The 26009-nt window shown below is 61.1% G+C and carries 24 protein-coding genes; 8 read left to right on the plus strand and 16 right to left on the minus strand.

Annotated elements, in window-relative coordinates; all coding sequences use genetic code 11:
- Nucleotides 1-152: 152 nt before the first annotated feature.
- Entirely contained in the window at nucleotides 153-1256 is a 1104-nt protein-coding gene (locus ACQZ6F_RS05215; RefSeq protein WP_449092921.1) for a glycosyltransferase family 4 protein, read from the plus strand.
- A complete protein-coding gene (locus ACQZ6F_RS05220) occupies nucleotides 1246-1992 on the plus strand; it encodes a polysaccharide deacetylase family protein (RefSeq protein WP_449092922.1) in 747 nt (248 codons plus the stop codon). Before ACQZ6F_RS05215 ends, ACQZ6F_RS05220 begins: the two co-directional genes overlap by 11 nt.
- A gap of 36 nt (nucleotides 1993-2028) precedes the next feature.
- Here the strand turns inward: ACQZ6F_RS05220 and ACQZ6F_RS05225 are convergent, their stop codons facing one another.
- The 14 genes from ACQZ6F_RS05225 to pcaD form a co-directional block, all read right to left on the minus strand.
- On the minus strand, nucleotides 2029-2859 hold the full coding sequence (locus tag ACQZ6F_RS05225) for an MBL fold metallo-hydrolase (protein WP_068395434.1): 831 nt from the start codon (nucleotides 2857-2859) through the stop codon (nucleotides 2029-2031).
- 308 nt (nucleotides 2860-3167) lie between these two features.
- Nucleotides 3168-3695 (minus strand): winged helix DNA-binding protein, encoded by a 528-nt coding sequence (locus tag ACQZ6F_RS05230; RefSeq protein WP_449092923.1) that lies wholly within the window; start codon nucleotides 3693-3695, stop codon nucleotides 3168-3170.
- A 51-nt stretch (nucleotides 3696-3746) separates the two neighbouring features.
- On the minus strand, nucleotides 3747-7373 hold the full coding sequence (locus tag ACQZ6F_RS05235) for a hydantoinase B/oxoprolinase family protein (protein ID WP_449092924.1): 3627 nt from the start codon (nucleotides 7371-7373) through the stop codon (nucleotides 3747-3749).
- Between the two features lie 137 nt (nucleotides 7374-7510).
- Complete coding sequence (locus tag ACQZ6F_RS05240; protein WP_449092925.1) at nucleotides 7511-7903, minus strand: GFA family protein; 393 nt, start codon at nucleotides 7901-7903, stop codon at nucleotides 7511-7513.
- Between the two features lie 87 nt (nucleotides 7904-7990).
- On the minus strand, nucleotides 7991-8707 hold the full coding sequence (locus ACQZ6F_RS05245; protein ID WP_449092926.1) for an ABC transporter ATP-binding protein: 717 nt from the start codon (nucleotides 8705-8707) through the stop codon (nucleotides 7991-7993).
- On the minus strand, nucleotides 8688-9452 hold the full coding sequence (locus tag ACQZ6F_RS05250) for an ABC transporter ATP-binding protein (protein WP_449092927.1): 765 nt from the start codon (nucleotides 9450-9452) through the stop codon (nucleotides 8688-8690). Before ACQZ6F_RS05250 ends, ACQZ6F_RS05245 begins: the two co-directional genes overlap by 20 nt.
- Nucleotides 9449-10456: a branched-chain amino acid ABC transporter permease gene (locus ACQZ6F_RS05255; protein WP_449092928.1), complete on the minus strand. Its 1008-nt coding sequence runs from the start codon at nucleotides 10454-10456 to the stop codon at nucleotides 9449-9451. Before ACQZ6F_RS05255 ends, ACQZ6F_RS05250 begins: the two co-directional genes overlap by 4 nt.
- A gap of 1 nt (nucleotide 10457) precedes the next feature.
- Nucleotides 10458-11321, minus strand: coding sequence for a branched-chain amino acid ABC transporter permease (locus ACQZ6F_RS05260; RefSeq protein WP_449092929.1), 864 nt, complete (start codon nucleotides 11319-11321; stop codon nucleotides 10458-10460).
- Between the two features lie 95 nt (nucleotides 11322-11416).
- Nucleotides 11417-12589: an ABC transporter substrate-binding protein gene (locus tag ACQZ6F_RS05265; RefSeq protein ID WP_449092930.1), complete on the minus strand. Its 1173-nt coding sequence runs from the start codon at nucleotides 12587-12589 to the stop codon at nucleotides 11417-11419.
- A gap of 150 nt (nucleotides 12590-12739) precedes the next feature.
- Nucleotides 12740-13789, minus strand: a complete 1050-nt coding sequence (locus ACQZ6F_RS05270) for a 3-carboxy-cis,cis-muconate cycloisomerase (RefSeq protein ID WP_449092931.1) — start codon at nucleotides 13787-13789, stop codon at nucleotides 12740-12742.
- 3 nt (nucleotides 13790-13792) lie between these two features.
- Nucleotides 13793-14407, minus strand: coding sequence for a protocatechuate 3,4-dioxygenase subunit alpha (gene pcaG, locus ACQZ6F_RS05275; RefSeq protein WP_449092932.1), 615 nt, complete (start codon nucleotides 14405-14407; stop codon nucleotides 13793-13795).
- Nucleotides 14407-15156: a protocatechuate 3,4-dioxygenase subunit beta gene (pcaH, locus tag ACQZ6F_RS05280; protein WP_449092933.1), complete on the minus strand. Its 750-nt coding sequence runs from the start codon at nucleotides 15154-15156 to the stop codon at nucleotides 14407-14409. The genes pcaG and pcaH overlap by 1 nt, the downstream gene beginning before the upstream one ends.
- Before the next feature lie 12 nt (nucleotides 15157-15168).
- Nucleotides 15169-15573, minus strand: a complete 405-nt coding sequence (gene pcaC / locus ACQZ6F_RS05285; protein ID WP_068395455.1) for a 4-carboxymuconolactone decarboxylase — start codon at nucleotides 15571-15573, stop codon at nucleotides 15169-15171.
- Nucleotides 15570-16379, minus strand: a complete 810-nt coding sequence (pcaD, locus tag ACQZ6F_RS05290; RefSeq protein ID WP_449092934.1) for a 3-oxoadipate enol-lactonase — start codon at nucleotides 16377-16379, stop codon at nucleotides 15570-15572. The genes pcaC and pcaD overlap by 4 nt, the downstream gene beginning before the upstream one ends.
- A 94-nt stretch (nucleotides 16380-16473) precedes the next feature.
- Here pcaD and pcaQ point away from each other — a divergent pair, with 94 nt between their 5' ends.
- A complete protein-coding gene (gene pcaQ, locus ACQZ6F_RS05295) occupies nucleotides 16474-17400 on the plus strand; it encodes a pca operon transcription factor PcaQ (protein ID WP_068395459.1) in 927 nt (308 codons plus the stop codon).
- A gap of 7 nt (nucleotides 17401-17407) precedes the next feature.
- Here the strand turns inward: pcaQ and pobA are convergent, their stop codons facing one another.
- Nucleotides 17408-18580 carry a 4-hydroxybenzoate 3-monooxygenase gene (pobA, locus tag ACQZ6F_RS05300; protein WP_449092935.1) on the minus strand — a complete coding sequence of 391 codons (1173 nt, stop codon included), beginning with the start codon at nucleotides 18578-18580 and terminating at the stop codon, nucleotides 17408-17410.
- A 112-nt stretch (nucleotides 18581-18692) separates the two neighbouring features.
- Here pobA and ACQZ6F_RS05305 point away from each other — a divergent pair, with 112 nt between their 5' ends.
- Nucleotides 18693-19580 carry a helix-turn-helix domain-containing protein gene (locus ACQZ6F_RS05305; RefSeq protein WP_068395463.1) on the plus strand — a complete coding sequence of 296 codons (888 nt, stop codon included), beginning with the start codon at nucleotides 18693-18695 and terminating at the stop codon, nucleotides 19578-19580.
- 208 nt (nucleotides 19581-19788) lie between these two features.
- On the opposite strand, the gene ACQZ6F_RS05310 is transcribed toward ACQZ6F_RS05305, so the two are convergent.
- Nucleotides 19789-20544, minus strand: a complete 756-nt coding sequence (locus ACQZ6F_RS05310; RefSeq protein ID WP_449092936.1) for an IclR family transcriptional regulator — start codon at nucleotides 20542-20544, stop codon at nucleotides 19789-19791.
- Between the two features lie 133 nt (nucleotides 20545-20677).
- On the opposite strand from ACQZ6F_RS05310, the gene ACQZ6F_RS05315 reads away from it, so the two are divergent.
- The 4 genes from ACQZ6F_RS05315 (at nucleotide 20678) to ACQZ6F_RS05330 (ending at nucleotide 26009) form a co-directional block, all read left to right on the plus strand.
- Nucleotides 20678-21538 carry a CoA transferase subunit A gene (locus ACQZ6F_RS05315; RefSeq protein ID WP_449092937.1) on the plus strand — a complete coding sequence of 287 codons (861 nt, stop codon included), beginning with the start codon at nucleotides 20678-20680 and terminating at the stop codon, nucleotides 21536-21538.
- A gap of 10 nt (nucleotides 21539-21548) precedes the next feature.
- Nucleotides 21549-22319, plus strand: a complete 771-nt coding sequence (locus ACQZ6F_RS05320; protein WP_267549291.1) for a CoA-transferase subunit beta — start codon at nucleotides 21549-21551, stop codon at nucleotides 22317-22319.
- Nucleotides 22319-23524 (plus strand): 3-oxoadipyl-CoA thiolase, encoded by a 1206-nt coding sequence (gene pcaF / locus ACQZ6F_RS05325; protein WP_449092938.1) that lies wholly within the window; start codon nucleotides 22319-22321, stop codon nucleotides 23522-23524. The genes ACQZ6F_RS05320 and pcaF overlap by 1 nt, the downstream gene beginning before the upstream one ends.
- A gap of 157 nt (nucleotides 23525-23681) precedes the next feature.
- Complete coding sequence (locus ACQZ6F_RS05330; RefSeq protein ID WP_449092939.1) at nucleotides 23682-26009, plus strand: cation:proton antiporter domain-containing protein; 2328 nt, start codon at nucleotides 23682-23684, stop codon at nucleotides 26007-26009.

The raw sequence follows: 26009 nt of genomic DNA on the forward strand, positions 1-26009 counted from the left end.
CGCCTATTCATCTAGCCGCAACGCCGCACGCTGTCGAGAATGCGGCTTTTTGAAGCAGGGACCTTATTGTCACGCAACCGGTCGAAATTCGGGCAATCCTCTCACAATCCGGGCTCCTGCCATCACTTAATTGTCAACCATGTGACAACAGCATGAAGATCGCCTTCTACGCTCCGCTCAAACCTCCCACTCATCCAGTGCCTTCCGGCGACCGGCTAATGGCGCGGCAGATCATAGCGGCGCTTGGAATGGCCGGGCACGAGGTCGAAGTCGCATCGGAGCTGCGCAGCTTTACGGCAACCCCGGACGCAGGACCTCGTGGCGAGGTCGCCCGGCAGGCAGAGGGTGAGGTGAGTCGGCTGCTCCACGGCTGGCAAAGCCAGTCATCGCCCGACCTTTGGTTCACCTACCACCCCTACTACAAGACACCGGATCTCATCGGCCCACCCATCGCCGGACAACTCGGCATACCTTATGTCACTGCCGAAGCCTCTTACTCGAGGCGCCATGACGACAATGGCTGGAGCGAAAACCAGCGGCTGATCGCCGATGCGGTGCGTCTGGCCGCCGTCAATCTCTGCTTCACCGAGCGAGACCGGATCGGCCTCATGGATACTATTCCAGACGGTCGCTACGAACGATTTCTACCTTTCATAGATACATCGCTGTTTGCACAGCCACCCTCATCCCCAGACCCGCGGCGACTGATCAGCGTCGCCATGCTGCGCAAGGGTGACAAGTTCGACAGCTATGTCATGCTGGCAAAGGCGCTCGACCTCATCCGCGATGAGGACTGGACCCTGACCGTCATCGGCGACGGGCCGATGCGCGCCGACGTAAGGGCATTGTTTTCAACTTTCGATGACGACCGGATCATCTGGCGCGGAGAGTGCACAGCTTCTGAGATTGCAACGGAGCTTGCGACCGCCGGGATCTATGTCTGGCCGGGCAATAACGAGGCCTATGGCCTTGCCTATCTTGAGGCGCAGGCTGCAGGTCTGCCCGTAGTGGCGCAGGCGACGGCAGGCGTGCCGGAAGTGGTCACGGCCGGCGTAACGGGACTGCTGACACCAGCCGGCGACGTCGAAGCCTACTCCAATGCCATCGCGCGGCTTTTGAACGACGATGCACAGCGGCGGAGCATGGCCAAGGCAGCGCACCGCTTCGTGCATGAGGAGCGCTCCCTGGGCGCGGCATCGAAGCAGCTTGAAACCATTCTTCGGAAACATCTGGGAGACACCTATTATGAGCGATAGAGCCGACTGGCAGCCCTTGCGCGATGAGTTGCGCCGTTGGACCGAGGCGGGACGCAAGGCGAAGTTCTGGTTCCGGGACGACGACGCCATCGAACCCACCTCTGCCCTCGACCGGCTGCTGTCACTATCCGATCGCTTCGATGTGCCGATGGCTTTGGCCGTCATTCCCGGACCGACCGGCGAGCCGCTGGCGGAACGCCTGGCAGGCCAAAGCCGCGTCACAGTCACCGTTCATGGCTGGATGCATCAGAACTATGCGCCGGATGAGACGAAAAAGCAGGAACTCGGCCTGCATCGGCCACAGGCTGCTGTGCTTGATGAGCTGCATCGCGGCTTCGACAAGTTGAAGGCGCTTTATCCCGCGCAGTTTCTGGCCATGCTGGTGCCGCCGTGGAACCGCATCGACGATGCATTGCTGCCTCACCTGGCGCCCTTCGGATACCGCGCCGTCTCCGTCTTCGGCTTGGCGAAGGAGGCGCAGATCACGCTGGTCAACACCCATATCGACATCATGAGGTGGCACGGCGTGCGCGGCGGCCTTCCGCATGAAGGATTGATCGCGCGGCTGGTGGAAGAACTCCAGAACCGCTTCGACGGCAATGACGAGCCGATCGGCGTGATGACGCACCATCTGGTGCATGACACCGTCGCATGGTCTTTCGTCGAGGCGTTGTTTGAGGAAACGGCCGGCCATGCCGCCATAGAATGGCGGCCGGTCGGCAATTTCGTGCGTTAGCCGCCATTTACGGATCCGGGCGTCGCACGGAAGCATTCAGAGCTGTAGCGATTGCCCGTCAAAGGCCATGAACGCGCCGGGAAAACTCTTCTGCGCGTCCCGCTGCAACTCGTCCAGTTCGGCGTCGGTGCGAGCCGGCGCATGGTGAAAGAGGGCAAGGCGCTTGACGCCGGCCTTCTTGGCAAGCTTGACGCCTTCCTGCCAGGTGGAATGTCCGAAGCCCAGATGCTTCGGCATTTCCCCTTCGGTATAGGTCGCATCATAGATGGCGAGATCGGCATCGGCCATCAGCGCAAGCGCGGTCTCATCGAGTTTGCCGGCCACATGCTCGGTATCGTAGATCATGGCGATCACCCGGCCAGACCATTCGATGCGATAGCCGATGCAACCACCGGGATGGTTCAGCCGGGCCGTATGCATGACGATGCCTGGATGCGGCTTTAGCGTGTCCTCGGCGGTGAAATCGCGAAAGTTCATCGTCGCGCGACAGATATCGGGTTCGACAGGAAACCATGGCGGCCGCATGAACTGGCCGATCATCTGCCGTGTCGTCGTCTTGCCGGCCAGATGGCCCGACCAGAGATCGACGCTGACCCTAGGATCATAGATGGCACTGAAGAACGGCAAACCGATGATATGGTCGTAGTGCGAGTGCGTGAAGAAGAGATCGATGTTGCGAACCCCTTCCTTTGCAAGCGATACGGCCGCCTCGCGCAGCCCTGTTCCGGCGTCGAATAGAATGTGCCTGCCGTCATGTCTTAACTCTATGCACGACGTATTGCCGCCGTACCGCTCAAATTCCGGTCCCGATACAGGTATGCTTCCCCGCACGCCCCAAAATTTCAGCTCAAAACTATCGTTGTTCATGGAAGTTTTTACACCATTCCCCTTTCGGTCAAAAAAAGCACACTTTTGCCACCATGCGAAGCCAGCATTTTCCAAAAGTTGTACCGTGGTAAAAACAGGATCATATCGTTTGCCCGATGCAGATCTCTGGTCGGACGCCCGACAGTGGATCGCATAAGCCTAATATAGGTACGAGATGGCGAAATAGATAAGCCCCCGTGACTTGCGTCCCGGTCAGGTCTCGCTTCAGGCCTCAGCTCATCGGGGAAAAATAAACTTTAGCAATACGTGATGAAGGTTTTCGAGGGACTTTCGTCCTTGCCATCAGCCTACAGCGTCGCAGCCGAACGCGCGGCCTGCTCGTAGTATCCCGAGAGCGCCCTCAGATGCGAGGCGATATCGGAAAGACCGTCCTGCGAAAGCCCGGAAACCTTGGTCGCCTCCACCAGCAAGCGCTCGCGAATTTCGGTGTAGCGCTTTAACGCATCCAAGCCCTTGTCGGTGACGCGGATGGTTTTTTCCTTGCCGGCCTTGCCGCTTTTGACGAGACCGGCCGCTTCCAGCTTCTTGATGGCATAGTTGGCGACGTGGGTGTCTTCGATATCGAGCACGAGGCACAGGTCGGCAAGCGTCTTCGGCCTGTCACGATGGCGGACGGAGTGGATGATCAGAATCTCGGTCGGCGAAAGACCGGGCACGCCGGCAGCGGCCATGCAACGCACCAACCACCGATTGAAAGCATGGGAAAACAGGATCGACCCGTATTCAAGCTCGGACAAGGCCGGCGAACTGCCGTCCGCAAGATGTGCGGACGAGACGATCAGTTCGCGCGGTCTACTCTTTTCCTCAGAAGTCACCCGAAAACTCCTTCGATCCGGATCAATGCATCTGCAAACGCAGCAACGCCTCTATTCGTCTCTCTTGCCATAGCCGCCACCCGTGGGAGTAACCACGGTGAAGGCTTCACCGGCATCGAGCACCGTATGGGCAGAGCCGATCAGCTCATCGATCGTGCCGTCATTGCGCCGGACATAGTTGCGCCCGGTCTGGCCCGGTTCGCCGCCCTTGACGCCGAAGGGCGCGACGCGGCGATGACCCGAAAGCACGGCGAATTCCAGCTTCTCGCGGGTGCGAATGGTGCGCTGCGTGCCGTTGCCGGCATTCCATTTGCCCTGGCCGCCCGAGTTGGGACGAATGTGGAAATCCTCGAGCACCACCGGAAAGCGGGTTTCCAGGATTTCCGGGTCGGTCAGACGCGAGTTGGTCATATGCGTATGCACGGCATCCGCACCATGGAAACCAGGGCCGGCCGGCGCGCCCGAGCAGATTGTCTCGTAGTACTGATAGGCATCATTGCCGAAGGTGAGATTGTTCATCGTGCCCTGTGCTGCCGCAAGCGTTTCGACCGCTCCGAACAGGCAGTTTGTCACGGCCTGGCTGACCTCGACATTGCCGGCAACGACGGCAGCCGGATATTTCGGCGTCAGCATGGTGCCTTCGGGGATGACGATGCGGATCGGCCTGAGGCAACCGGCATTCATCGGAATATCGGCCTCGACCAGAACACGGAAGACATAGAGCACGGCAGCGCGCGTCACCGGTTGCGGCGCGTTGAAATTGTCGGCACGCTGCGGCGAGGTGCCGGTGAAATCGACCGTTGCCTCGCGCTTGTCCTTGTCGATCGAGATCTTGACGACGATCTTGCAGCCCTGATCCATCTCATAGCTGAATTCGCCATCCGGCAGGCGGTCGAGAACGCGGCGCACGCTTTCGGCGGCATTGTCCTGAACGTGGCCCATATAGGCGTCGACAACCTCTTCGCCGAAATGGACGATCATCTTCTTGAGCTCGGCCACACCCTTCTCGTTGGCGGCGACCTGCGCTTTCAGATCGTTGACGTTCTGCGCAAGCGTGCGCACCGGATAACGCGCACCCGTCAGCAGCTTCGCCAGCTCATCCTCACAGAACCGTCCGCGATCGAGCAGCTTGAAATTGTCGATATAGACGCCTTCTTCCTCGATATGGGTCGCAAGCGGCGACATCGAACCCGGCGAAATGCCGCCGATATCGGCATGATGGCCGCGGCTGGCGACCCAGAAGCGGATGCGCTTGCCAGCATCATCGAAGACCGGCGTGCAGACCGTAAGGTCCGGCAGATGCGTGCCGCCATTATAAGGCGCGTTGATCAGGAAGACGTCACCCGGATGGATGACGGGATTTTCACGGATTGCGGTTGCGACCGACGCATCCATGGAGCCCAGATGCACGGGCATATGCGGCGCGTTGGCGACGAGATTCCCTTCCGCATCGAAGACGGCGCAGGAGAAATCCAGCCGCTCCTTGATGTTGACCGAATAGGCGGTGTTCTGCAGCGTCATGCCCATCTGCTCGGCAATCGACATGAAGAGATTGTTGAAGATCTCCAGCATGACAGGATCGGCCTTGGTGCCGATGGCGCTGCGCTCCGGCAGGGCCTTGATACGCTTGAGAACGATATGATCCCTGGCGGTCAGCTGCGCCTGCCAGCCATCCTCGATGACGATGGTCTGGTTCGGCTCGATGATGATGGCAGGGCCCGTGACGGTCTGGCCGGGTACGATTGCCTGGCGCAAAACGACCGCGGCGTCATGGCTTGCGCCACCGGAATAGAAAGAGGCACGCCGTGCTGCGTCCGCCTCGCCCTCGCCCACTTCATCGCGCTGAACGGCGATATCGGCGGCGGCACCACCGATGGTCTCGATCTCGACCGCCTCGACGACCAGCGGCTTGTCCTCGGCGACAAAACCGAAGCGCCGCTTGTGCAGCGTCTCGAACTCGCCGCGCAGGCGCGCGGGGTCATCGATCTCAGGGAATGTTGTCTCGACAGCCAGGACGGTGTCGGTACCGGCATAACGGATATGGGCGCGCTGAACTGTCTTGATTTCGTTTGCGGGAACACCCTGCGCTTCAAGCTCGGGCACGCATTCCCCGCGCAGTTCGCCACCCAGCGCAGCAACGGCAGACGGTGCGGCCTCATCAAGGGCAACGCCGAGCGCCTTCTGGCGCGTCGCTCTGATGTCGGCAAGCCCCATGCCGTAGGCCGAAAGAAGGCCGGACATCGGATGCAGCAGGATGCTCTTCATGCCGAGCGCATCGGCGACCAGGCACGCATGCTGCCCGCCGGCGCCACCGAAGCAGTTGAGGGCATAGCGCGTCACGTCATAGCCGCGCTGGACCGAGATCTTCTTGATCGCTTCAACCATATTGGCAACGGCGATGCGAATGAAGCCGTCGGCGACATCTTCCGGGCTGCGGCCATCGCCGATCCGGGCGGCGAGTTCGGCGAACTTGCCGCGCACCGTCTCGACATCGAGCGGCTGGTCCTGATTGGTGCCAAAGATCGACGGGAAGAATTCAGGCAAGAGCTTGCCGGCCATGACATTGGCGTCGGTCACCGCCAGCGGGCCGCCGTTGCGATAGCAGGCAGGCCCCGGAAAGGCGCCTGCCGAATCCGGGCCGACACGGAAACGGTCGCCATCGAAATGCAGGATGGAGCCGCCACCGGCGGCAACCGTATGGATCAGCATCATCGGCGCTCGTACGCGCACGCCGGCCACTTCCGTTTCGAAGGCGCGCTCATATTCGCCGTCGAAATGGGCCACATCCGTGGACGTGCCGCCCATGTCGAAACCGATGACATTGGTGAATCCGGCCTGTTCGCCCGTTTTCGCAAGGCCGACGACACCGCCGGCCGGGCCGGACAGGATGGCATCCTTCCCCTGGAACATGTCGGCTGCGGTCAATCCACCTGACGACATCATGAACATGACGCGCGCGCCGGTGCGCTCGACATCGAGTTCGTCGCAGACCTGGCCGATATAGCGTCCGAGCACGGGCGACAGATAGGCGTCAATGACAGCCGTATCGCCACGGCCGACAAGCTTGATCAGCGGCGACACTTCATGGCTGACGGAAACCTGCTCGAAACCGAGGGACCGGGCGATGCGGGCGACCGCCGCTTCATGGGCCGGGAACTTGTAGGCGTGCATGAAGACGATGGCGACAGAGCGGTAGCCTTTGGCGAGAAGCTCACGTAATGCGGCTTCCGCTGCCTTCTCATCTAGAGCAAGCTCGAGCGTGCCATCGGCCAGCACGCGCTCCTCGATCTCGACGACATCCTCGTAAAGCGCCTCCGGCTTGACGATCTCCGTCGCGAAAATCTTCTTGCGCTCCTGATAGCCGATGCGCAGCGCGTCGCGGAAGCCCTTGGTGGTCACCAGAGCCAGACGCTCACCCTTGCGTTCGAGCAGTGCATTGGTGGCGACCGTTGTACCCATGCGCACTTCACCGATCGTATCGGCGGGGATTGGATCGCCCTTGCCCAGGCCGAGGTGCAGGCGAATACCGTGCACTGCGGCGTCGCGATAGGCATCGGGATTTTCCGACAGGACCTTGCGGGCATGGAGGACACCAGACGGGCCCCGCCCGACGACATCGGTAAAGGTGCCGCCGCGATCGATCCAGAAATCCCAACGACCCGAAATCTTCTCCGACAAATCCGCCTCCAGCAGCACTGCGCCTATAACGATGAGAATATATCGATAAATTATCGACGTTTTGTCGTCAACATGAATTGCTGGATGCGGCTGCTATCGACGAGGCTTGTCAGGGTAGCGCCTGCTGCGAGCCCAACCTATTCCTCCGAGCGGCTCGTTGCCTCACGATCGCAATCGTATCGTCTTGTACGCGGAAACGGCGGCAACCAGGATTCGCGCCGGATAGTCCAGAGCTCATAGGTCGGCGTCAGCTGATCAGGAGCATCCAGAGACCCCAGATTGACTTCGATCTCGTCTGCGCTTCGCGAGAAGACGGACGAGCCACAATGAGGACAGAAAAACCGGCCGGCATAGTCGCGTGTTTCGCCATCGATCACCACCGCATCCTGAGGGAAGATCGCAGAAGCGTGAAAAAGCGCGCCATGATGCTTGCGGCAGTCGAGGCAATGACAAATGCCAACCCGATATGGGCGTCCTGACGCCACTATTCGAACCTTACCGCAGAGGCAACCGCCGGTGAATCGGTCCATGCCGCACCTCTCTTTAAAAGCAATCAGACGGTAAGTTTACGACAAATGGAGCGATCATCGCAATTGCGCGATCCGGAAGGGTGCGCGCTAGTGCAAACCACCCACGCCGAGCAGGCGCTCGACCACATCATGATCCTGCGCGAGCGCCGCGGGTATCCCCTTCCAGGCAACCCGCCCGCGCTCCAGAATGATAACGTCGCTCGCAAAGTCGAGCGCGCTCTGAATGCGTTGCTCCACTAGGAGAATGGTCATATCGCCTGTTTTGGCGAGCTCGGCGAAGGCCGCCATCAGTTCCTCGCAGATGACGGGCGCCAGCCCTTCCAACGGCTCATCCAGAAGCAGCACAGAGGGGCGGCCGAGGATTGTGCGGGCGGTCGACAGCATCTGCTGCTCGCCGCCGGACAGCTGGCCACCGAGATTCTTTCGCCGCTCCTTCAGGCGCGGAAACATGTCGTAGGCTTCCTGTATCGCGCTTTTGGGTCGCCCCTTCAGCCCGACAGAGAGGTTTTCCTCGACAGTCAGCGTCGGGAAGACATCGCGCGTCTGCGGCACATAGCCTAGTCCCTGATGGGCTCGTCTGGCGCTTGGCAGTCCGGCAATTTCGGCCGAACCAAGCCGGATGCGGCCGCCATAACGCCGCGTCTGGCCGGCAAGGGTCGCCAGCAGCGTGCTCTTGCCCATGCCGTTGCGGCCGAGAACGGCAAGCCGACCACCGGCAGGTACGGAGAAGGAAACGCCTTCGAGCACCCGCGTCGGGCCATAGCCGGCCGACAGATTTTCCACTTCAAGCGGCGTGGCCGGCATTGGCGTAGCTCCCAAGATAGGCTTCGCGCACACGCGCATCCTGCGTCACGTCTTTCGGCGAACCGTCGAAGATGATGGTGCCGGCGGCCAGCACGACCACGCGCTTGGCAAACCGGAAGACGAGATCCATGTCGTGCTCGATCATCAGTACGGCGAGATCGGGCGGCAGATCGGCAAGCGCCTGCTCGATGCGGCCGGTATCGCTCTGCGGCACGCCGGCCGCAGGCTCATCCAGCAGCAGCACCTTGGGCTTCAGGGCCATCGCGACGGCGATCTCGAGGAGCCGCTGCTGGCCATAGGCAATTTCGCTGACCTTGCGATGCGCCAGTCCGGCCAGACCGAGCGTGCCGAGCAGTTCTTCCGCCTCAGCCATGACGTCGGGCATGGTGAGGAAGTTGCCGAACATGCGGCCGGAGCGGCCCGTTCGCTGCAAGACCGCCATGCCGATATGTTCAGCCGGGGTCATATCCTGAAACAGCCGCGTCACCTGGAACGAGCGCACCAGCCCGCGCCGGACCCGGCCGATGGCATCAACACGGTTCACATTGTGACCGGCGATATGGACCTCACCGGCGTCGGGCCGCAGATTGCCGGTGACGAGATTGACGAAGCTGGTCTTGCCGGCGCCGTTCGGGCCGATCAGCGCCACACGATCCCCCGGTGCCATCGACAGGCTGACGTCGTTGGTCACTGTCAAGCCGCCGAACGCCTTCCTCAGATTCTTGACCTCGAAGATCGCGCTCATGACCGCGCCTCCCTGCGGCGGGCGACATAGGCGGCGGCAGTGCCGTAAATGCCCTTCGGCGCAAACAGGACGACGAGGATCAGCAGTGCGCCGACGATCGTCAGCCAGTGGAAGGGATTGGCAGCGGAGACATAGTCCTCGAACAGCATGAAGATCAGTGTGCCGACGAGCGCGCCGAACAGCGACCCGGTGCCGCCGAGCACGAGCATGACCAGCGCCTCGGCCGACTGGGTGAACGACAGGCTGTCCAGCCCGACAACCTGGGTCGAGATCGCGGTCAATGCACCGCCGACGCCGGCAACGGCACCGGAAATCACATACATCTTGATCAGCGCCACCTTCGGCGAAGCGCCCATGGCGCGGATACGCAAGGGATCCTGCCGGATGCCGCGGCAGAGCATGCCGAACGGCGAGCGCACGAGGACGCGCAGCAACACGAGCACGATGAGCAAGAGCGCGACGCCGTAGAGATAGGCCGTATGGCCGTAGAGATCGAATTCGAAACTTCCGAACAGCGGGTCCGGGGAAATGCCTGACAGCCCGTCGCTGCCGCCGGTCCAGCTCGAGGCCTTGTTGGCGAATTCATGGAAGAGATAGATCAGCGCAATCGACAGCACGAGCTGCGGCAGGCCATGAGCCCGCAGAATGACGACCGAACAGACCAGCCCCGCGATCGCACCGCCGACAATGCCGGCAAGCGTCATCAAGAGGGGATCGTTGATGCCGTAATGCGCCGAGGCGATCCCAGCTGCGTAGGCGCCGGCCCCGAAGAGCGCGGCATGTCCGAGGGTTGCCACGCCGCAATAGCCGGTGACAAGATCGAGCGACAGAACCAGCAAGGCAATGGCGATCAAACGCGTCAGAAGCGCCAGATTGTCCGGAAACAGGATATAGCCCGCGGCGGCCAAGACCACGATAACGGCGACCGCAATCCCATCCTGTCCAAGAGTACGGTGTCTCGTCACGGCCGGGATTGCCTCTCTTTGCAGGGTCGTCAGCGCCATATTACTTCAACCTCCCGGCAAAGCCGCGCGGGAAAACGCAGATGATGGCAATGACGGCGAGATAGAAGAAGAACTCGCCATATTCGGGCATGAGGTAACGGCCTGTTGTATCGATGCAGCCGAGGATCAGGCAGGCGAAGAGCGCGCCGGAAATGGAGCCTGCGCCACCGACCGAGACGACGACGAGGAAAGTCACCATGTAACGCAGGGCATAGTAGGGTTCGACCGGCAGCAGTTCGGCACCCACGACGCCGCCGAAGGCGGCAAGCCCGACGGCAACCGCGAAGCTGACGGCGTAGACGATCTCTGTGCGCACGCCGAGGGCGGCCGCCATCGAGGCATTGTCGACAGAGGCGCGCAGCTTGACGCCGAACGAGGTCTTCTCGATCGTGTACCAAAGCGCCAGTGCGACGATGAGACCACAGACGATCGCGAAGATGCGATGTATGCCGATGGTGCGGAAGCCGAGGTCGACGGACCCTTGCAGGTTGCCCGGCAGGGGTATGGTCTTCAAGGTCGGGCCGAAGACATAGTTTGCAATGCCGATGATGCAGAAGGTGATGCCGATGGTCATCAGCACCTGCGTCAGTTCCGGGGCGCCGTAGATGCGCCTGTAGAGCAGCCGCTCGATCGGGATAGAAATGATGACGGTGCCGACTACGGCCAGCAACACCGCCACACCATAGCCAAGCCCGAGATCCCGCGTCGCATAGGAGGCGATATAGCCGCCGATCATGGCGAAGGCGCCGTGGGCGAGATTGACGACGCGCATCAACCCCATCGTCACTGAAAGGCCGATGGAAATCACGAACAGCACCATGCCGTAAGCGAGGGCATCGACTGCTATGCTGAGCACGGTTTGCATTGATATGACTGGTCCGGTTGTTGTGGCGCCGACCTTCGGGCTCCATCTGAGCAGAAGCAAATTCCGCTCAGATGGGAGCTAGCGGTGAGAGCGTCCTACTTCGCTGCCGCAAGGCCGGGATCGCCCTGCTTTTCGAAGGTCTGGATCTCCTTGTTGTAGTATTTGCCGTCATCGCCCTTGGCGACTTCGCGCAGATAGATGTTCTGCGTGATATGGCGGCTTTCGGCGTCGATGGTGACCGGACCGCGCGGGCTGACCCAGGAGAGGCCCTTCACGGCATCGACGGCCTTCTGCGCATCCTGCTTGCCACCGGTCGCCTCGATCATCTTGTAGATGACGTGCATGCCATCAAAAGCACCGACCGCCGGGAATGTCAGCTCGGCCGGATTTCCGATCGCCTTGTCGGCGGCAGCAACGAAAGCCTTGTTTTCAGGCGAGTCGTGCGAAATCGCATAGTGGAACGTGGTCTGCATGCCGGGGGCCGCGTCACCTAGCGCCGGCAGGTCGGATTCCTGCGTCAGATCGCCGGGCGCAAACAGCTTGATGCCGCCAGCTTTCAGGCCGTTTTCATTATAGGCCTTGACGAAGCCAAGCGTCGTCGGGCCGGACGGCAGGAAGGCGAAGACGCCCTGCGCGCCGGAATCCTTGATGCGCTGCATGATCGGGCTGAAGTCATTGGTCGACAGCGGCATGCGGATCGCCTGCACCACTTCGCCGCCCTGCTTCTCGAAACCGGCCTTGAAGGCATTTTCGGCATCGACGCCCGGACCGTAGTCGCTGACGACCGAGATGACTTTCTTCACACCGCCGTCATAGGCGACCTTGGCGATCGGGGTCGAGGTCTGCCAGGTCGTGAAGGAGGTGCGGACGACCAGCGGGCTCTTAGTGACGATTGCCGAGGTCGCGGCATTGAAGATCACCATCGGCACATTGGCCTGCTTGAGGATCGGCGTTACCGCCATCGCATCCGGCGTGAAGTAGAAACCAGCAAGATACTGAACCTTCTCCTTGACCACCAGTTCCTGCGCCAGTGCCTTCGACTGTGCGGGGTCAGCCTGCGGCACGTCGCGGTAGATCACCTCCACCTCGTCATTGCCGACCTTCTTGCCGTTGACAGCCATATAGGCATCGATGCCGGCCTTGAAATTCTTTCCCTGCAGGGCAAACGGCCCCGAGAAAGGTCCGATGACGCCGACCTTGATGGTGTCAGCATAGGCAGCGCCGCCAAGGGCAACGGCCGCGATAGCGGCCAAGATAAATCGCTTCATTCTTTTCTCCTCCCGGCAGCGCGGATTCCCGGCCGCATCCAATCTTCAAACCTCGACCATCGCCAATTTCTCATACGAAATGGTGATGTAAAATGAAATAAATGCTTCAATCCATAATTTAGAGGTTATGATTTCAGTCTAAGACGTCATTCAGGATGCCGTCCCCAAGCGTTTGATCGTCCCGAGCATCTGCAGCGCCTGACGCAACGATGCGGCTGTCGCCACCACCATCTGCGGCAATAGAAGCCATTCCAGCGTCCAGGCAGCCCCCGAACGTTCCTGCTCGTGAACGAGCGACTGATGGATGCCGGAGAGTTGGACGGCGTTGAAGCGCGCCAGCGTCACCAATATCTCCGCCGCAACCGGATTCTGCTTGTGCGGCATGGCGGAAGAACCGCCGCCGCCGGCAAGCTCGATTTCATCCCCGGCCTGTGCCAGAAGCGCTACGTCCTGACCGATTTTGCCGAGACTGCCCGAGATCATCGACAGCAGTCCCACAAATTCGGCGATCCGCCCGCGCTGGCTCTGCCATTGCGGCTCATCGGTCAAGCCGAGCGCCTGCGCCAGCGCGGCACGAATGTCTTCCGCCTTCGGCCCGAACTTTTCGAGCGTACCGGCGGCACCGCCGAACTGCAGGGGAAAACTCTCCTGCGTCAGCCGATCCCGATATTGCTCGAGCGGATGCCGCCAGGCGCGCAGCCGGTCGGACACGGTAATCGGGATTGCGGCCTGCATGCGGGTTCGACCCATGAGCCTGTTCGGGCCAAACTGATCGTCGAGCTTTTGAAGTCCCGCCGAGACGGCAAAAAGACGACCGCTCAACAGGAAAGCCACCGCCTTCAGTCTCATCATCAGGCTGGTGTCGATGACATCCTGACTGGTGGCGCCGAAATGGACATGGCTGCCGGCATCGTCGCCAACAACCTTGCGCAGTTGCCTGACGAGATCCGGAATGACGACCCCGTCCGTTGCCGTTCCCGCCTTCAGGCTCGAGAGATCGGGTTCGAAACTGGCGCAGACCTCGCCAATGCGCTGCGCGGCGGCCTGTGGGATCACCCCATGCTGCGCCTCGACCTTGGCGAGAGCCGCCTCGAAGTCGAGCATGGCGCGGATCTCGGCTTTCACCGAAAAATAGCCCGAGACCTCCGCGTCACCGAGGAGGCCGGACAGAAAAGGGTGATCGAAAGGGGAAATGCTCATGGCCTATATATCGAGGAAAACAGTTTCCCTGTCTCCCTGCAAATGCACATCGAAGGTATAGGCGGAGCCTTCCTTCGTGGCGATCAGCGTTGCCAGACGGTCCTTATGCTCGATGCGGGCAAGCAATGGATCTTCGGCATTGGCGCTCGTCTCCTCGGGAAAGTACATGCGCGTATGCAGCCCAATATTGATGCCGCGCGCCACGATCCAAAGAGTGATATGCGGCGCCATCTTGCGGCCGTCCTTGAAGGGAACGCGGCCGGGCTTGATCGTTTCGAAGCGAAAGGTCCCGTCTTCCGAACTTGTCGGGCAACGACCCCAGCCGGTGAAATTGGGATCGGCCGTGCCGCGCAGCTCCGAGGGACTGTTGTAAAGCCCGGCGCTGTCGGCCTGCCAGATCTCGATGACCGCATCCCTGACCAGCCCGCCAGCGCCATCGAGGATGCGTCCAACAACGGTGATGCGCTCGCCATGCGTCTTCTCATTGACCATGGAGGTGCCGAGATCCGCGTCATAGACGCCGCCGATTTCGCTGTAGTTGGGGGTAAGGCCGATATGAACGTAAGGACCTGCCGTTTGCGACGGCGTTTCCTTCAGATAGCCGAGTTGCTGTACCATCAGTTGCCCTCCAGCCGGTTTTCGAACAGGGTCGAGCGACGACCGCGCAGCACGATATCGAATTTATAGGCGCGCGCATCCATCGGGATCGTATTGCCCCAGTCAAGCGGCGCGATCAGCTGCTCGATGGCCTGCTTGTCGGGAATGGTCCCGACGATCGGACATTTCCAGATCATCGGATCGCCCTCGAAATACATCTGCGTGATCAGCCGCTGCGCAAAGCCATGGCCGAAGACGGAGAAATGGATGTGTGCCGGGCGCCAGTCATTGACGCCATTCGGCCAGGGATAGGCCCCGGGACGGACCGTGCGAAAGGCGTAGTGGCCGTCATCATCGGTAATCGCGCGGCCGCAGCCTCCGAAATTTGGGTCGATCGCTGCGAGATAGCTTTCCTTCTTGTGGCGATAGCGCCCGCCGGCATTGGCCTGCCAGAATTCGAGCAGCACGCCGGGTACCGGCCGGCCACGCTCGTCGAGCACGCGGCCATGCACGATGATGCGTTCGCCGATGGCGCTTTCGCCGGGTCTGGCAAAATTATGGATCAGATCGTTGTCGAGCTCGTTCAATATGGAATGGCCGAAGACCGGTCCGGTGATTTCGGAAATGGTGCCGTCGAGCGACAGCAATGCGCGCTGCGGCGAACGCAAGACCGAGGTCTTGTATCCCGGCGCAAAGGCCGGCGGATGCCAGGCACGGTCCCGGGCAAAGAAGGCGCCCGTTTCGGGCTTGCTGTTGGTTCTGTCGGACATGTCTGCCTCGCTTCAAGCCGCCCTTTCGGCGTCCATCTGTTCAAAAACCTGCTTGGCGATCTTGATCGCATGGTTTGCCGCCGGCACGCCGGCATAAATCGCCACATGCAGAAGCGCCTCGCAAATGTCATCGCGTGTCGCACCGGTGTTGCGCGTGGCGCGCACATGCATGGCCACCTCATCGTCCTGACCAAGCGCGGCCAAAAGCGCTATTGTCACGATGGAACGCTCACGCCGGCTCAGCGTCGGGCGCGACCAGACATGCCCCCAGGCTGCTTCGGTGATCAGCTCCTGAAAGGGCTGGTCGAACTCCGTTACTCCCTGCTGCGCACGATCGACATGGTCGTCGCCGAGCACGGCCCGTCTGGTCGCCATGCCTTGCTGATAGCGCTGGGATGGCGTGGTGGGGTCATTCATGGGGCTTGTTCTCCACGCAGGACGACGTCGATGAAGGCACGGATGACTTCGGTCAACGCCTCGGGTTGCTCGACGCAGGGAATGTGACCGGCGTCCTTGATCACTTCATAGCGCGCATTCGGAATGAGCCTGGCCATCGACAGCACGAGATCAGGCGGCGTCGAGCCATCCTGATCGCCGACGATGCAGATCGTCGGTACGGCAATCTTGCTGGCCGCCTCCGTCAGATCGGCGTCGCGAAGCGCAGCACAGGTCGCGGCATAGCCCGCTGCCGGCTGGCGGATCAGCATGTTGCAATAGCCGGCAAAGGCGATGTTTTCCGGACGACGGAACGCCGGCGTGAACCAGCGCTCCATGACGGCATCGACAATCGACTCGATGCCTGCGGCCTCGACCTGCGCGATGCGGGCGTTCCAGCTGTCGGCCGTGCCGATCTTGTGGGCTGTGTCGCAGAGCACGAGCGCCCGCACCAGATCCGTGCGCCGCTGATAGAGCGACTGGGCGATCAGCCCGCCGACGGAGAGGCCGCAAATCACGGCATCCTTGACCGAGAGGAAATCGAGCAGACCGGCAAGATCGGTGGCATGGTCCTCGATCGAATAGGGCATCTGGCCGAGATCGGAGAGACCATGGCCGCGCTTGTCGTACAGCACGATGGGAAAATCACCGGCCAGGCGCACGATCACATCACGCCAGATCCGGAAATCGGTGCCGAGCGAATTGGCAAAAACAAGAACAGGCTTGTCGGCGGGGCCACCGATGATCTGATAGTGGATCGTGACGTCATTGATGCGGGCAAACTGCACTGGAAATCTCCTCGGCGGCGAGATTGGATGTATAATCTGGTTAGGTAAAATGATATTTCTTCGCTCTACGATAACTCCAAGGTTATGAATGAGCATGCTCGACGCGCGCATTAAATTCCGCCATCTGCAGACCTTTGTCGAGGTTGCGCGCCAGAAAAGCGTGATCAAGGCGGCCGGCCTGCTCAATATCAGCCAGCCAGCGGTAACAAAAACGATCCGCGAGTTGGAGGAAGCGCTTGGTGTCGCCGTTTTCGAGCGCGACGGGCGCGGCATCCGCATCACCCGCTATGGCGAAGTGTTTCTTCGCCACGCCGGCGCGGCACTCTCGGCCCTCAGACAGGGGCTGGATTCCGTATCGCAGGAGCGGTCCGGCGAGGCGCCGCCAATCCGCATCGGCGCGCTGCCGACGGTTTCGACGCGCATCATGCCGCGAGCGATGGAATTGTTTCTCCGCGAGGAGACCTGGAGCCGCATCAAGATCGTCACTGGCGAAAACGCCGTGCTTTTGGAGCAACTGCGTATCGGCGATCTCGATCTCGTGGTCGGCCGCCTGGCAAGCCCGGACAACATGACCGGCTTCTCCTTCGAACATCTCTACTCCGAGCAGGTGGTCTTTGCCGTTCGGGCCGGTCATCCCCTGCTTTCGGCAAAGCAATCGCTGTTTTCCGATCTCAGCCTTTATACGCTCCTGATGCCGACGCGCGGCTCGATCATCCGTCCCTTCGTCGAGAGTTTTCTGATCGCCAACGGCGCCGGCGGACTGCCCAATCAGATCGAAACCGTGTCCGACTCCTTCGGCCGCGCCTTCGTTCGCGCCAGCGACGCCATCTGGATCATCTCAGCCGGCGTCGTGGCCGGCGATGTCGATGACGGCCTGCTGGCCCTGCTGCCGATCGACACCAGCGAGACGAAAGGACCGGTCGGGTTGACAGTGCGCACCGACGCAATCCCCACCCTGCCAATGTCGATCCTGATGCAGACGATCCGCGAGGCGGCAAGTGAAGTCGCCAAGAAGCTCTAGAATCGACTCAGAACGGTAGGCCGACATAGTTTTCGGCAAGCGCCGTCGATGCGGCGCGGGAATGGGTGAGGTAATCGAGCTCCGCTTCCTGGATCTTCTGATCGAAATCGCTGGTGTCGGGAAAACGATGCAGCATCGTCGTCATCCACCAGGAAAAGCGCACGGCTTTCCAGACCCGGGCGAGCGCGCGGGCGGAATAGGCCTCAAGCCCGGCATTCGAACGATCCTGATAATGCTCGGCAAGCCCCGAAAACAGATAGTGCACGTCGCTTGCCGCCAGATTGAGCCCCTTGGCGCCGGTCGGCGGGACGATATGGGCGGCATCGCCGACGAGGAAAAGCCGGCCGAAGCGCATGGGTTCCGCCACGAAGGAGCGCAGGGGCGCGATCGACTTCTCGAAGGATGGCGCGGTGATCAGGGCCTCGGCGTGATGGGCCGGCAGGCGTCGGCGTAATTCGTCCCAGAAGCGGTCATCGGTCCAATCCTCGATCTTCTCGTCGAGCGGACACTGAATGTAATAGCGGCTGCGGGTCATCGAGCGCATCGAACACAAAGCAAAGCCACTGGGATGATTGGCATAGATCAATTCGTGATTGACAGGCGCCACTTCAGCCAGCACGCCGAGCCAGCCGAAGGGATAGACCTTTTCGAAATTGCGGATCGATTTTTCCGGAACGGACTTGCGGCTGACACCGTGAAACCCGTCACAGCCGGCGATGAAATCGCAATCGATGCGATGGGAGATGCCATCCTTGTCATAGGTCAGATAGGGCTTGTCGCCATCGAAACCGTGTGGCTGGACATTGGCGGCATTGTAGATGGTTTGCGCGCCGCTTTCCTCGCGATGGGCCATCAGATCGCGGGTCATCTCCGTCTGGCCGTAGATGAGAACCCGCTTGCCGCCTGTGAGACCATGAAGATCGATGCGATGATCCCGGCCATCGAAGGCGAGCGAGAAGCCGTCATGCGGCAGGCCCTCGGCATGCAGGCGCGCGCTGGATTTCGCCTTGTCCATCAGCGAAACGGTGCCTTCCTCCAGAACGCCGGCGCGGACGCGACCGAGGATATAATCCTTGCCGACACGGTCGAGAACGACGTTATCGATGCCGGCTTCCGTCAATAGTTGGCCGAGCAGCAGCCCGGACGGACCTGAACCGATAATGGCGACTTGGGTGCGCATCGTTTCCTCCCATGCGTGTCTTTCACCTAAGTCTGTCCGGCGCACGACACGCCCGCAATGGACAATTCGTTCAGGAAATTGCACAAACCGAACATGGCGGAGGAGAAGAGCCATGACGAGGAACGTGCCGACCTATGAGCTCTATGGTGAAAATACCGGCCGAAAGCCGGATTTCTGGCTGCATTGCGAGACTATACCGTCGCGCAGCAGTCTTCATCACTGGGAGATCCGCCCGCACCGGCACGAGAGCTTCTTTCAGATCTTGTACATAGATGCCGGATCGGGCGACGCGGTCTTCGATGGCGTCAGCCACATGATTTCGCCGCCCGCCGTCATCACCGTGCCACCTCATCTCAATCACGGCTTCCGATTTTCCAGGGACATCGACGGCTTCGTCATCACGGTGCTGATCTCGCATTTGAAGACCTCCCCGGGTGACCGGAGCCGACTGGGCACATGGCTCGCCGATCCGCATCTGACCTTGCTCGATACAAGCGATGCCGATGCCGCCTACGTCGCAAGCACCCTGCGGCGGCTGGGCGAAGAATTTGCCAGCCATCGCAACGGCCGCAACGATCTGCTCGAAGCCTATCTGACGTCTGCATTGCTGCTGACGGCGCGCATTGCCCAAAGGGCCGACGAGGGATCAAATGCCGGCGACGAGAGCGAGCGGCGGATGGAGATGCTGCAAGGCCTCATCCAGCATCATTTCCGCTCGCACAAACCAGCCGCCTTCTATGCGGAGGCGCTCGGCATTTCGCCCGCCCATCTCAGCCGTATAGTCCGCAGCAAGACCGGGCATGGCGCCCACGAGCTGATCACCCGCAAGCTGCTGGATGAGGCCAAACGCGAACTGGTCTTCACCTTCGCGACCGTCCAGGAAATCAGCTTTCGCCTCGGCTTCGCCGACCCAGCCTATTTTTCCCGGTTCTTCGTCAAGCAAACCGGCGAAACGCCGCGCGCCTGGCGTATCGAGGAGCGGGAAAAGCTGGGGATGTGAGCTGGGTGATCGCCTATAGCAATGGGCGGAAAATAGAGGCCAACATCCGCCCTCGCCCTTCGAGACGGCCCTTTGGGCCTCCTCAGGGTGAGGGCTAATCCTCCGGTGTGGCTGCCAGGTAACCACAAGCCGTCATCAAAGGCGCTGCTCGCTCCATCCTCATCCTGAGCCTGTCGAAGGACAAGGATGGCCCCGTCGGCCCTAAAGATTACGGCAGCACCAGCCGCAGCGCCTTCTGCGTTTCCTGCAGCAGCGGCAGAAAGCGCTCCACCATCTCGGCCGCCGCCACATAGGCAGCCGGCGCGCCGATATTGATCGCCGCGACGATCTTGCCGTGGTCGTTTTCGATCGGAACGGCGATAGAGCAAAGGCCGATTTCCAGCTCCTGGTCGATGAGAGCATAGCCCTGCGCCCTCACCCGCTGGAATTCCGCCATCAGTTCATCCGGATCCGTCTTGGTTTTCGGCGTATTCGCCTTGAGATCAGTCTGCGCAAGGACGGCGCGTGCTTCACTCTCCGGCAGGGACGCAAGCAGGACGCGCCCCATCGAGGCGCAGAAGGCTGGAAGGCGGCTACCCGGCGTCAGATTGATCGACATCACCCGGCGTTGCGAAGCGCGTGCGATATAGACAACCTCGGTTCCATCGAGCACCGATGCGGAAGCATTCTGGCCAGCCCGTTCGGAAAGCAGATCGAGATGGGGCTGGATGATGATCGGCAGCGGTGTCGCCGCCAGATAGGCATGACCGAGCCGCAAGACCTTCGGCGTCAGGGTGAAGAATTTTCCATCATAGACCGCATAGCCAAGCTCGGAGAGCGTCAGCAAAGAGCGGCGCACGGTGGCGCGGTCAAGCCCCGTCAGCTTCGACGCCTCAGCGATCGTCAGGCGCTGCCGCGTCTCGCCGAAGGCTTCGATGACTTTCAGACCCTTGGCAAAGCCGCTGACGAAATCCGTTTCACGCATCTCGCATCTCCCATTCTGCAAGTCACTTTGTGCGATATATGAACAAAAGTCAAATATCGCACAAATTAATTGACGATCACCGTCCAAAGGCGCTTATTGGCGGCAACAGAACAGCATTTGTTGAGGAGGCCTTATGGCGAAGATCCTATCGCTTTCGCAGGCGGTGGCGGAGAATGTGCATGATGGCGACACGGTCGCCATGGAGGGGTTCACCCATCTCATTCCCTATGCCGCGGGCCACGAAGTCATCCGCCAGGGTAAGAAGGACCTCTACCTGATCCGCATGACGCCGGACATTCTCTACGATCAGCTCATCGGCGTCGGCGCGGCTCGGGGCATGAAATTCTCCTGGGGCGGCAATCCCGGCGTCGGTTCGCTCCATCGCTTCCGCGATGCCGTTGAGAACCAGTGGCCGCGACCGCTTGAGATCGAAGAGCATTCGCATGCCGCCATGGCCAACGCCTACGAGGCCGGTGCGGCGAACCTGCCCTTCGCCATGCTGCGCGGCTATATCGGCGCCGATCTGCCCAAGGTAAACCCGAACATCAAGAGCGTTACCTGCCCCTTTACCGGCGAGGTGCTGGCTGCCGTTCCGGCGATCCGCCCCGACGTTTCCATCATTCATGCGCTGCGGGCCGACAGGAAGGGCAACGTGCTGCTCGAAGGCATCGTCGGCGTGCAGAAGGAGGCGGTGCTTGCCGCCAAGCGCTCGATCGTCACGGTCGAGGAAATCGTCGACGAGCTGAAACCGGCCTCGCCCAATTCCGTCGTGTTGCCGACCTGGGCTGTCACGGCAGTCGCGGAGGTACCGGGCGGCGCATTCCCGTCCTATGCGCAGGGCTACTACAAGCGTTCCAACGCCTTCTATATCGCCTGGGACGAAATCGCCCGCGACCGCGACAGTTTTCTTGCCTGGATCGACGAGCATGTGATGAAGGCCAGCCCCGAAGACTTTGCCAAATATGCCGGCAACGCGCCGGCCAAGTCGGCGTAAGGAGGTCAAGATGAGTGATTTTACGCCTACGGAAATGATGACCATTGCCGCCGCCCGCGCGCTGACCAACGACGATGTCTGCTTCGTCGGCATCGGCGCGCCATCGGCCGCCTGCAACGTCGCGCGGCTGACGCACGCCCCCGACATCACCCTAATCTATGAGAGCGGCACTGTCGGCACCAAGCCGGATGTGCTGCCTCTGTCGATCGGCGATGGCGAGCTTTGCGATACCGCGCTCTTCACCGTCGCGGTGCCTGAGATGTTCCGCTATTGGCTGCAGGGCGGCCACATCACGACAGGCTTTCTCGGCGGGGCGCAGATCGACAAGTTCGCCAATCTGAACACCACGGTCGTCGGCCCTTACGACCATCCGAAGGTCCGCCTGCCGGGCGGCGGCGGCGCACCGGAAATCGCCAGCAATTGCGGCCAGATCTTCATCACCATGGCACTATCCAATCGCGGCTTCGTTGAAAAGCTGCCCTTCATCACCTCGATGGGTCATGGCGAAGGCGGCAATCACCGTGAGCGCCTGGGCATGAAGACGAAAGGCCCGACGCGCGTTATCACCGATCTCTGCATTCTCGAGCCTGATCCGGTGACCAAGGAATTGACCGTGGTGTCGATCCACAAGGGTGTTACCCGAGAGAAGATATCCGAGAATTGCGGCTGGGCGATCAAGTTTGCTAATGAGGTGATCGAGACACCGCCGCCAACCGAGACCGAACTTTCCGTCCTGCGCGACATCAACGCGCGAACCAAGAAAGCCCATGAGGCCGCCTGATGACCGAAGCTTTTATTTGCGACTATATCCGCACCCCGATCGGCCGCTTTGGCGGATCACTTTCCTCCGTTCGCGCCGATGACCTCGGCGCCGTGCCGCTAAAGGCGTTGGCCGAGCGCAACAGCTCTGTCGATTGGGAAGCCGTCGACGACGTGATCTTCGGCTGCGCCAATCAGGCCGGCGCAGACAATCGCAACGTCGCGCGCATGGTGACGCTACTTGCCGGCCTGCCGATTGCGGCCCCAGGCACGACGATCAACCGCCTTTGCGGCTCGGGCATGGATGCCGTCATTGCAGCCGCCCGCGCCATCCGCGCCGGCGAGGCGGAACTGATGATCGCCGGCGGCGTCGAGAGCATGTCGCGCGCGCCCTTCGTCATTCCGAAGGCCGAAAGCGCCTTTTCGCGCAACGCCGAGATCTATGACACCACCATCGGCTGGCGCTTCATCAACCCGCTGATGAAGAAGCAATATGGCGTCGATTCCATGCCGGAAACCGGCGAGAACGTCGCCGAGGACTATAAGGTCAGCCGCGAAGACCAGGACGCCTTTGCCGTTCGCTCGCAGGCAAAGGCCGCCGCAGCCCAGGAAAATGGCCGTCTCGCCAAGGAGATCACACCGGTCACGATCCCACAGCGCAAGGGCGATCCGATCGTCGTCGGCAAGGACGAGCATCCGCGCGCCACGACGGTAGAAACGCTTGCCAAGCTCGGCACGCCCTTCAAGAAGGAAGGCGGCACGGTGACGGCCGGTAACGCCTCCGGCGTCAACGATGGTGCTGCCACACTCATCATTGCTTCCGAAGCGGCCGCAAGGAAATATGGCCTGACGCCGATCGCCCGTATCCTCGGGGGTGCTGCCGCCGGCGTTCCCCCACGCATCATGGGTATCGGCCCGGTTCCAGCTTCGCGCAAGCTGATGGCGCGGCTCGGCATGCGGCAGGAACAGTTCGACGTCATCGAACTCAACGAGGCCTTCGCCTCGCAGGGACTTGCCGTGCTGCGCGAACTCGGCATCGCCGATGACGACGCCCGCGTCAATCGCAATGGTGGCGCCATCGCCCTTGGCCATCCCCTCGGCATGTCCGGCGCACGCATCACCGGCACCGCCGCTCTTGAGCTGAAAGAAACCGGCGGCCGCTATTCGCTGTCGACCATGTGCATCGGCGTCGGCCAAGGCATTGCCATCGCGCTGGAACGCGTCTGATTGTTCCGGTGAGCTTTGGTCCGTCGCAACAGATGCTTGGCGGACCATGCTTGCGGCGCGCACCGAACGCCGTGCAAATGAAAGGCGGCAATTACCGACCTCATCGGGAACGGCAACAGCTTTGGCGCGTTTTCCTGCTACTCAGTGGGACCAGTCCATGCCGGCACGCCAGAATTTCCTGAAATCATTTCCGTCAAACGCCCTTATCATTCTCATTGTCACCATCCTGTCGCTGTCGATCGCGCAGTCGGCCTTTGCGGCCGAGGGCCAAAAGGCCAGCCACCCCTCTGAAGGGTTGTTTCTGGTTCAGATCGTCATCCTGGTGGTCTTCGGCCGATTGCTCGGCGAATTGATGGTGCGCATCGGCCAGCCGTCGATCATGGGCCAGATCATCGCGGGCATTATTCTCGGCCCTTCTCTCCTTGGCTTGGCCTTTCCGCATCTGCAGGCGAGCCTCTTTCCCACCGATGGCGCCCAGAAGAGCATGGCCGATGCCGTCGGGCAGCTCGGCATCCTGTTTCTGCTGTTGCTCGCCGGCATGGAGACCGACCTTGGCCTGGCAAAGCGCCTGCGCAGATCCGCAGCCGGCGTCTCGCTGACCGGGATCGTCATCCCCTTTGCAGCCGGTTTCGCACTCGGCGAATTCATTCCGGACGCCCTACTTCCCGATCCTGAGAAACGGCTCGTCACGTCGCTCTTCCTTGGAACCGCGCTTTCCATCTCCTCGGTGAAAATCGTCGCCACCGTCGTTCGAGAGATGGATTTCATGCGCCGTAACATCGGCCAGCTCATCGTCGCCTCCGCCATCATCGATGACACTATCGGCTGGATGATCATCGCGGTGACCTTCGGCATAGCGGAAAAGGGCACGGTCGATCTCACGACGCTGGCGACCAGCATTATCGGCACGCTGGCATTCATGGCCGTCAGCTTCACCATCGGCAGGCGGATCGTTTTCGAAATCATCCGCTGGACGAACGACAATTTTCGCAGCGACCTGCCCGTGCTCAGCGCCATCATCGCGATTATGGGCGGGATGGCCATCATCACCAATCTCATCGGCGTTCATACGGTGCTCGGCGCTTTTGTCGCCGGCATTCTTGTCGGCGAATCCCCGATCCTTACACGCCAGATCGATGTGCAGCTTCGTGGATTGACGACGGCGCTGTTCATGCCGGTCTTCTTCGGATTGACGGGTCTGCAGACCGATCTCACCGTGCTCGCCGATCCCTCCATCCTGCTGCTGACCGCCGCCGTGGTGGTGATTGCCAGCATCGGCAAATTCGGCGGGGCGTTCGCCGCCGCCAAAATTGGCGGCTATTCGGCGTCCGAAGCCCTGGCGCTCGGCTGTGGCATGAATGCCCGCGGATCGACGGAAGTGATCGTCGCGACCATCGGCCTCTCGGTCGGCGTGCTGGATGAAAAGCTCTTCTCCGTCATCGTCGCCATGGCCGTCATCACCACCATGGCCATGCCGCCGACGCTGCGTTGGGCGCTCGCGCGTTTACCCTTGCGTGAGGAGGAGCGCGACCGGCTTGAACGCGAGCAATTCGAAAGCGAAAGCTTCCTCGGCAATTTCGAACGTATCCTGCTTGCTGTCGATGGCTCACAAAGTGGTCGTCTGGCAACATGGCTCGCTGCCTTCTTCGCGGTGACACGCAAGATGCCGGTCACCGTTCTCGATGTGCGCGCAGCGGATGAAACCCGGGACGGCAATGAGACTAAGGCCGACGCCGCAAAAACCTCGCAGGCGAAGTCGTTTGCAGAAGATCTGCGCCAATGCGCCATCGATCTCATTTCTTCGGGGCCTGCAGACAAGGATGCAGCATCCGCCGGCGATATTCACATCACCGTCCGGGAGAAGGATGGCGAACTTGAGACCGTGCTCGGTGACACCTCGGATACAGGCCACGATCTTCTCTTCACCGGCATTGAGCCATCCACGGGCGAGGACGGCCGCTTCAATGATGCGCTGCAAGTCATGGCTTCGGCCTTCAGGGGAACACCCGCCATCGTCACGGCGCGCGGGACGCTTCCCGAACGGCCCCAAGACCTGCGAATCCTGCTGCCGGTCAGCGGGACGGAGCGCTCCATCAGGGCGGCCGAATTCGGACTTGCGATCGCCAAGGCGGCAAACGCCCATTGTGCCATTCTGCTGATCGTGGAGCCACGGCAAGCCCGCGCGATTCCACGCATCAGCGATCGTGGCGATGACCAGCGAGACGTGCTGAAGAAGGTCGGCGCGATTGCCAACTACTATGGCATTGATGTCGAGACGGTTGTTCAGGAGGGACCTTCGCCCGAATTGTCGATCCTGCGCCATGCGCGCAGCGGCAAATATAATCTAATCGTGCTTGGCGTCAGCAAGCGGGCAAGCGGCGGCCTCTCCTACGGAAGCGTCGCCGACACGCTGCTGCAGACGGCGGACCGCTCATGCATCTTCATCGAAACGGATATGGCTTCCTCACAGACAATTCGCGAATAG

Source organism: Rhizobium sp. A22-96 (assembly GCF_053521805.1).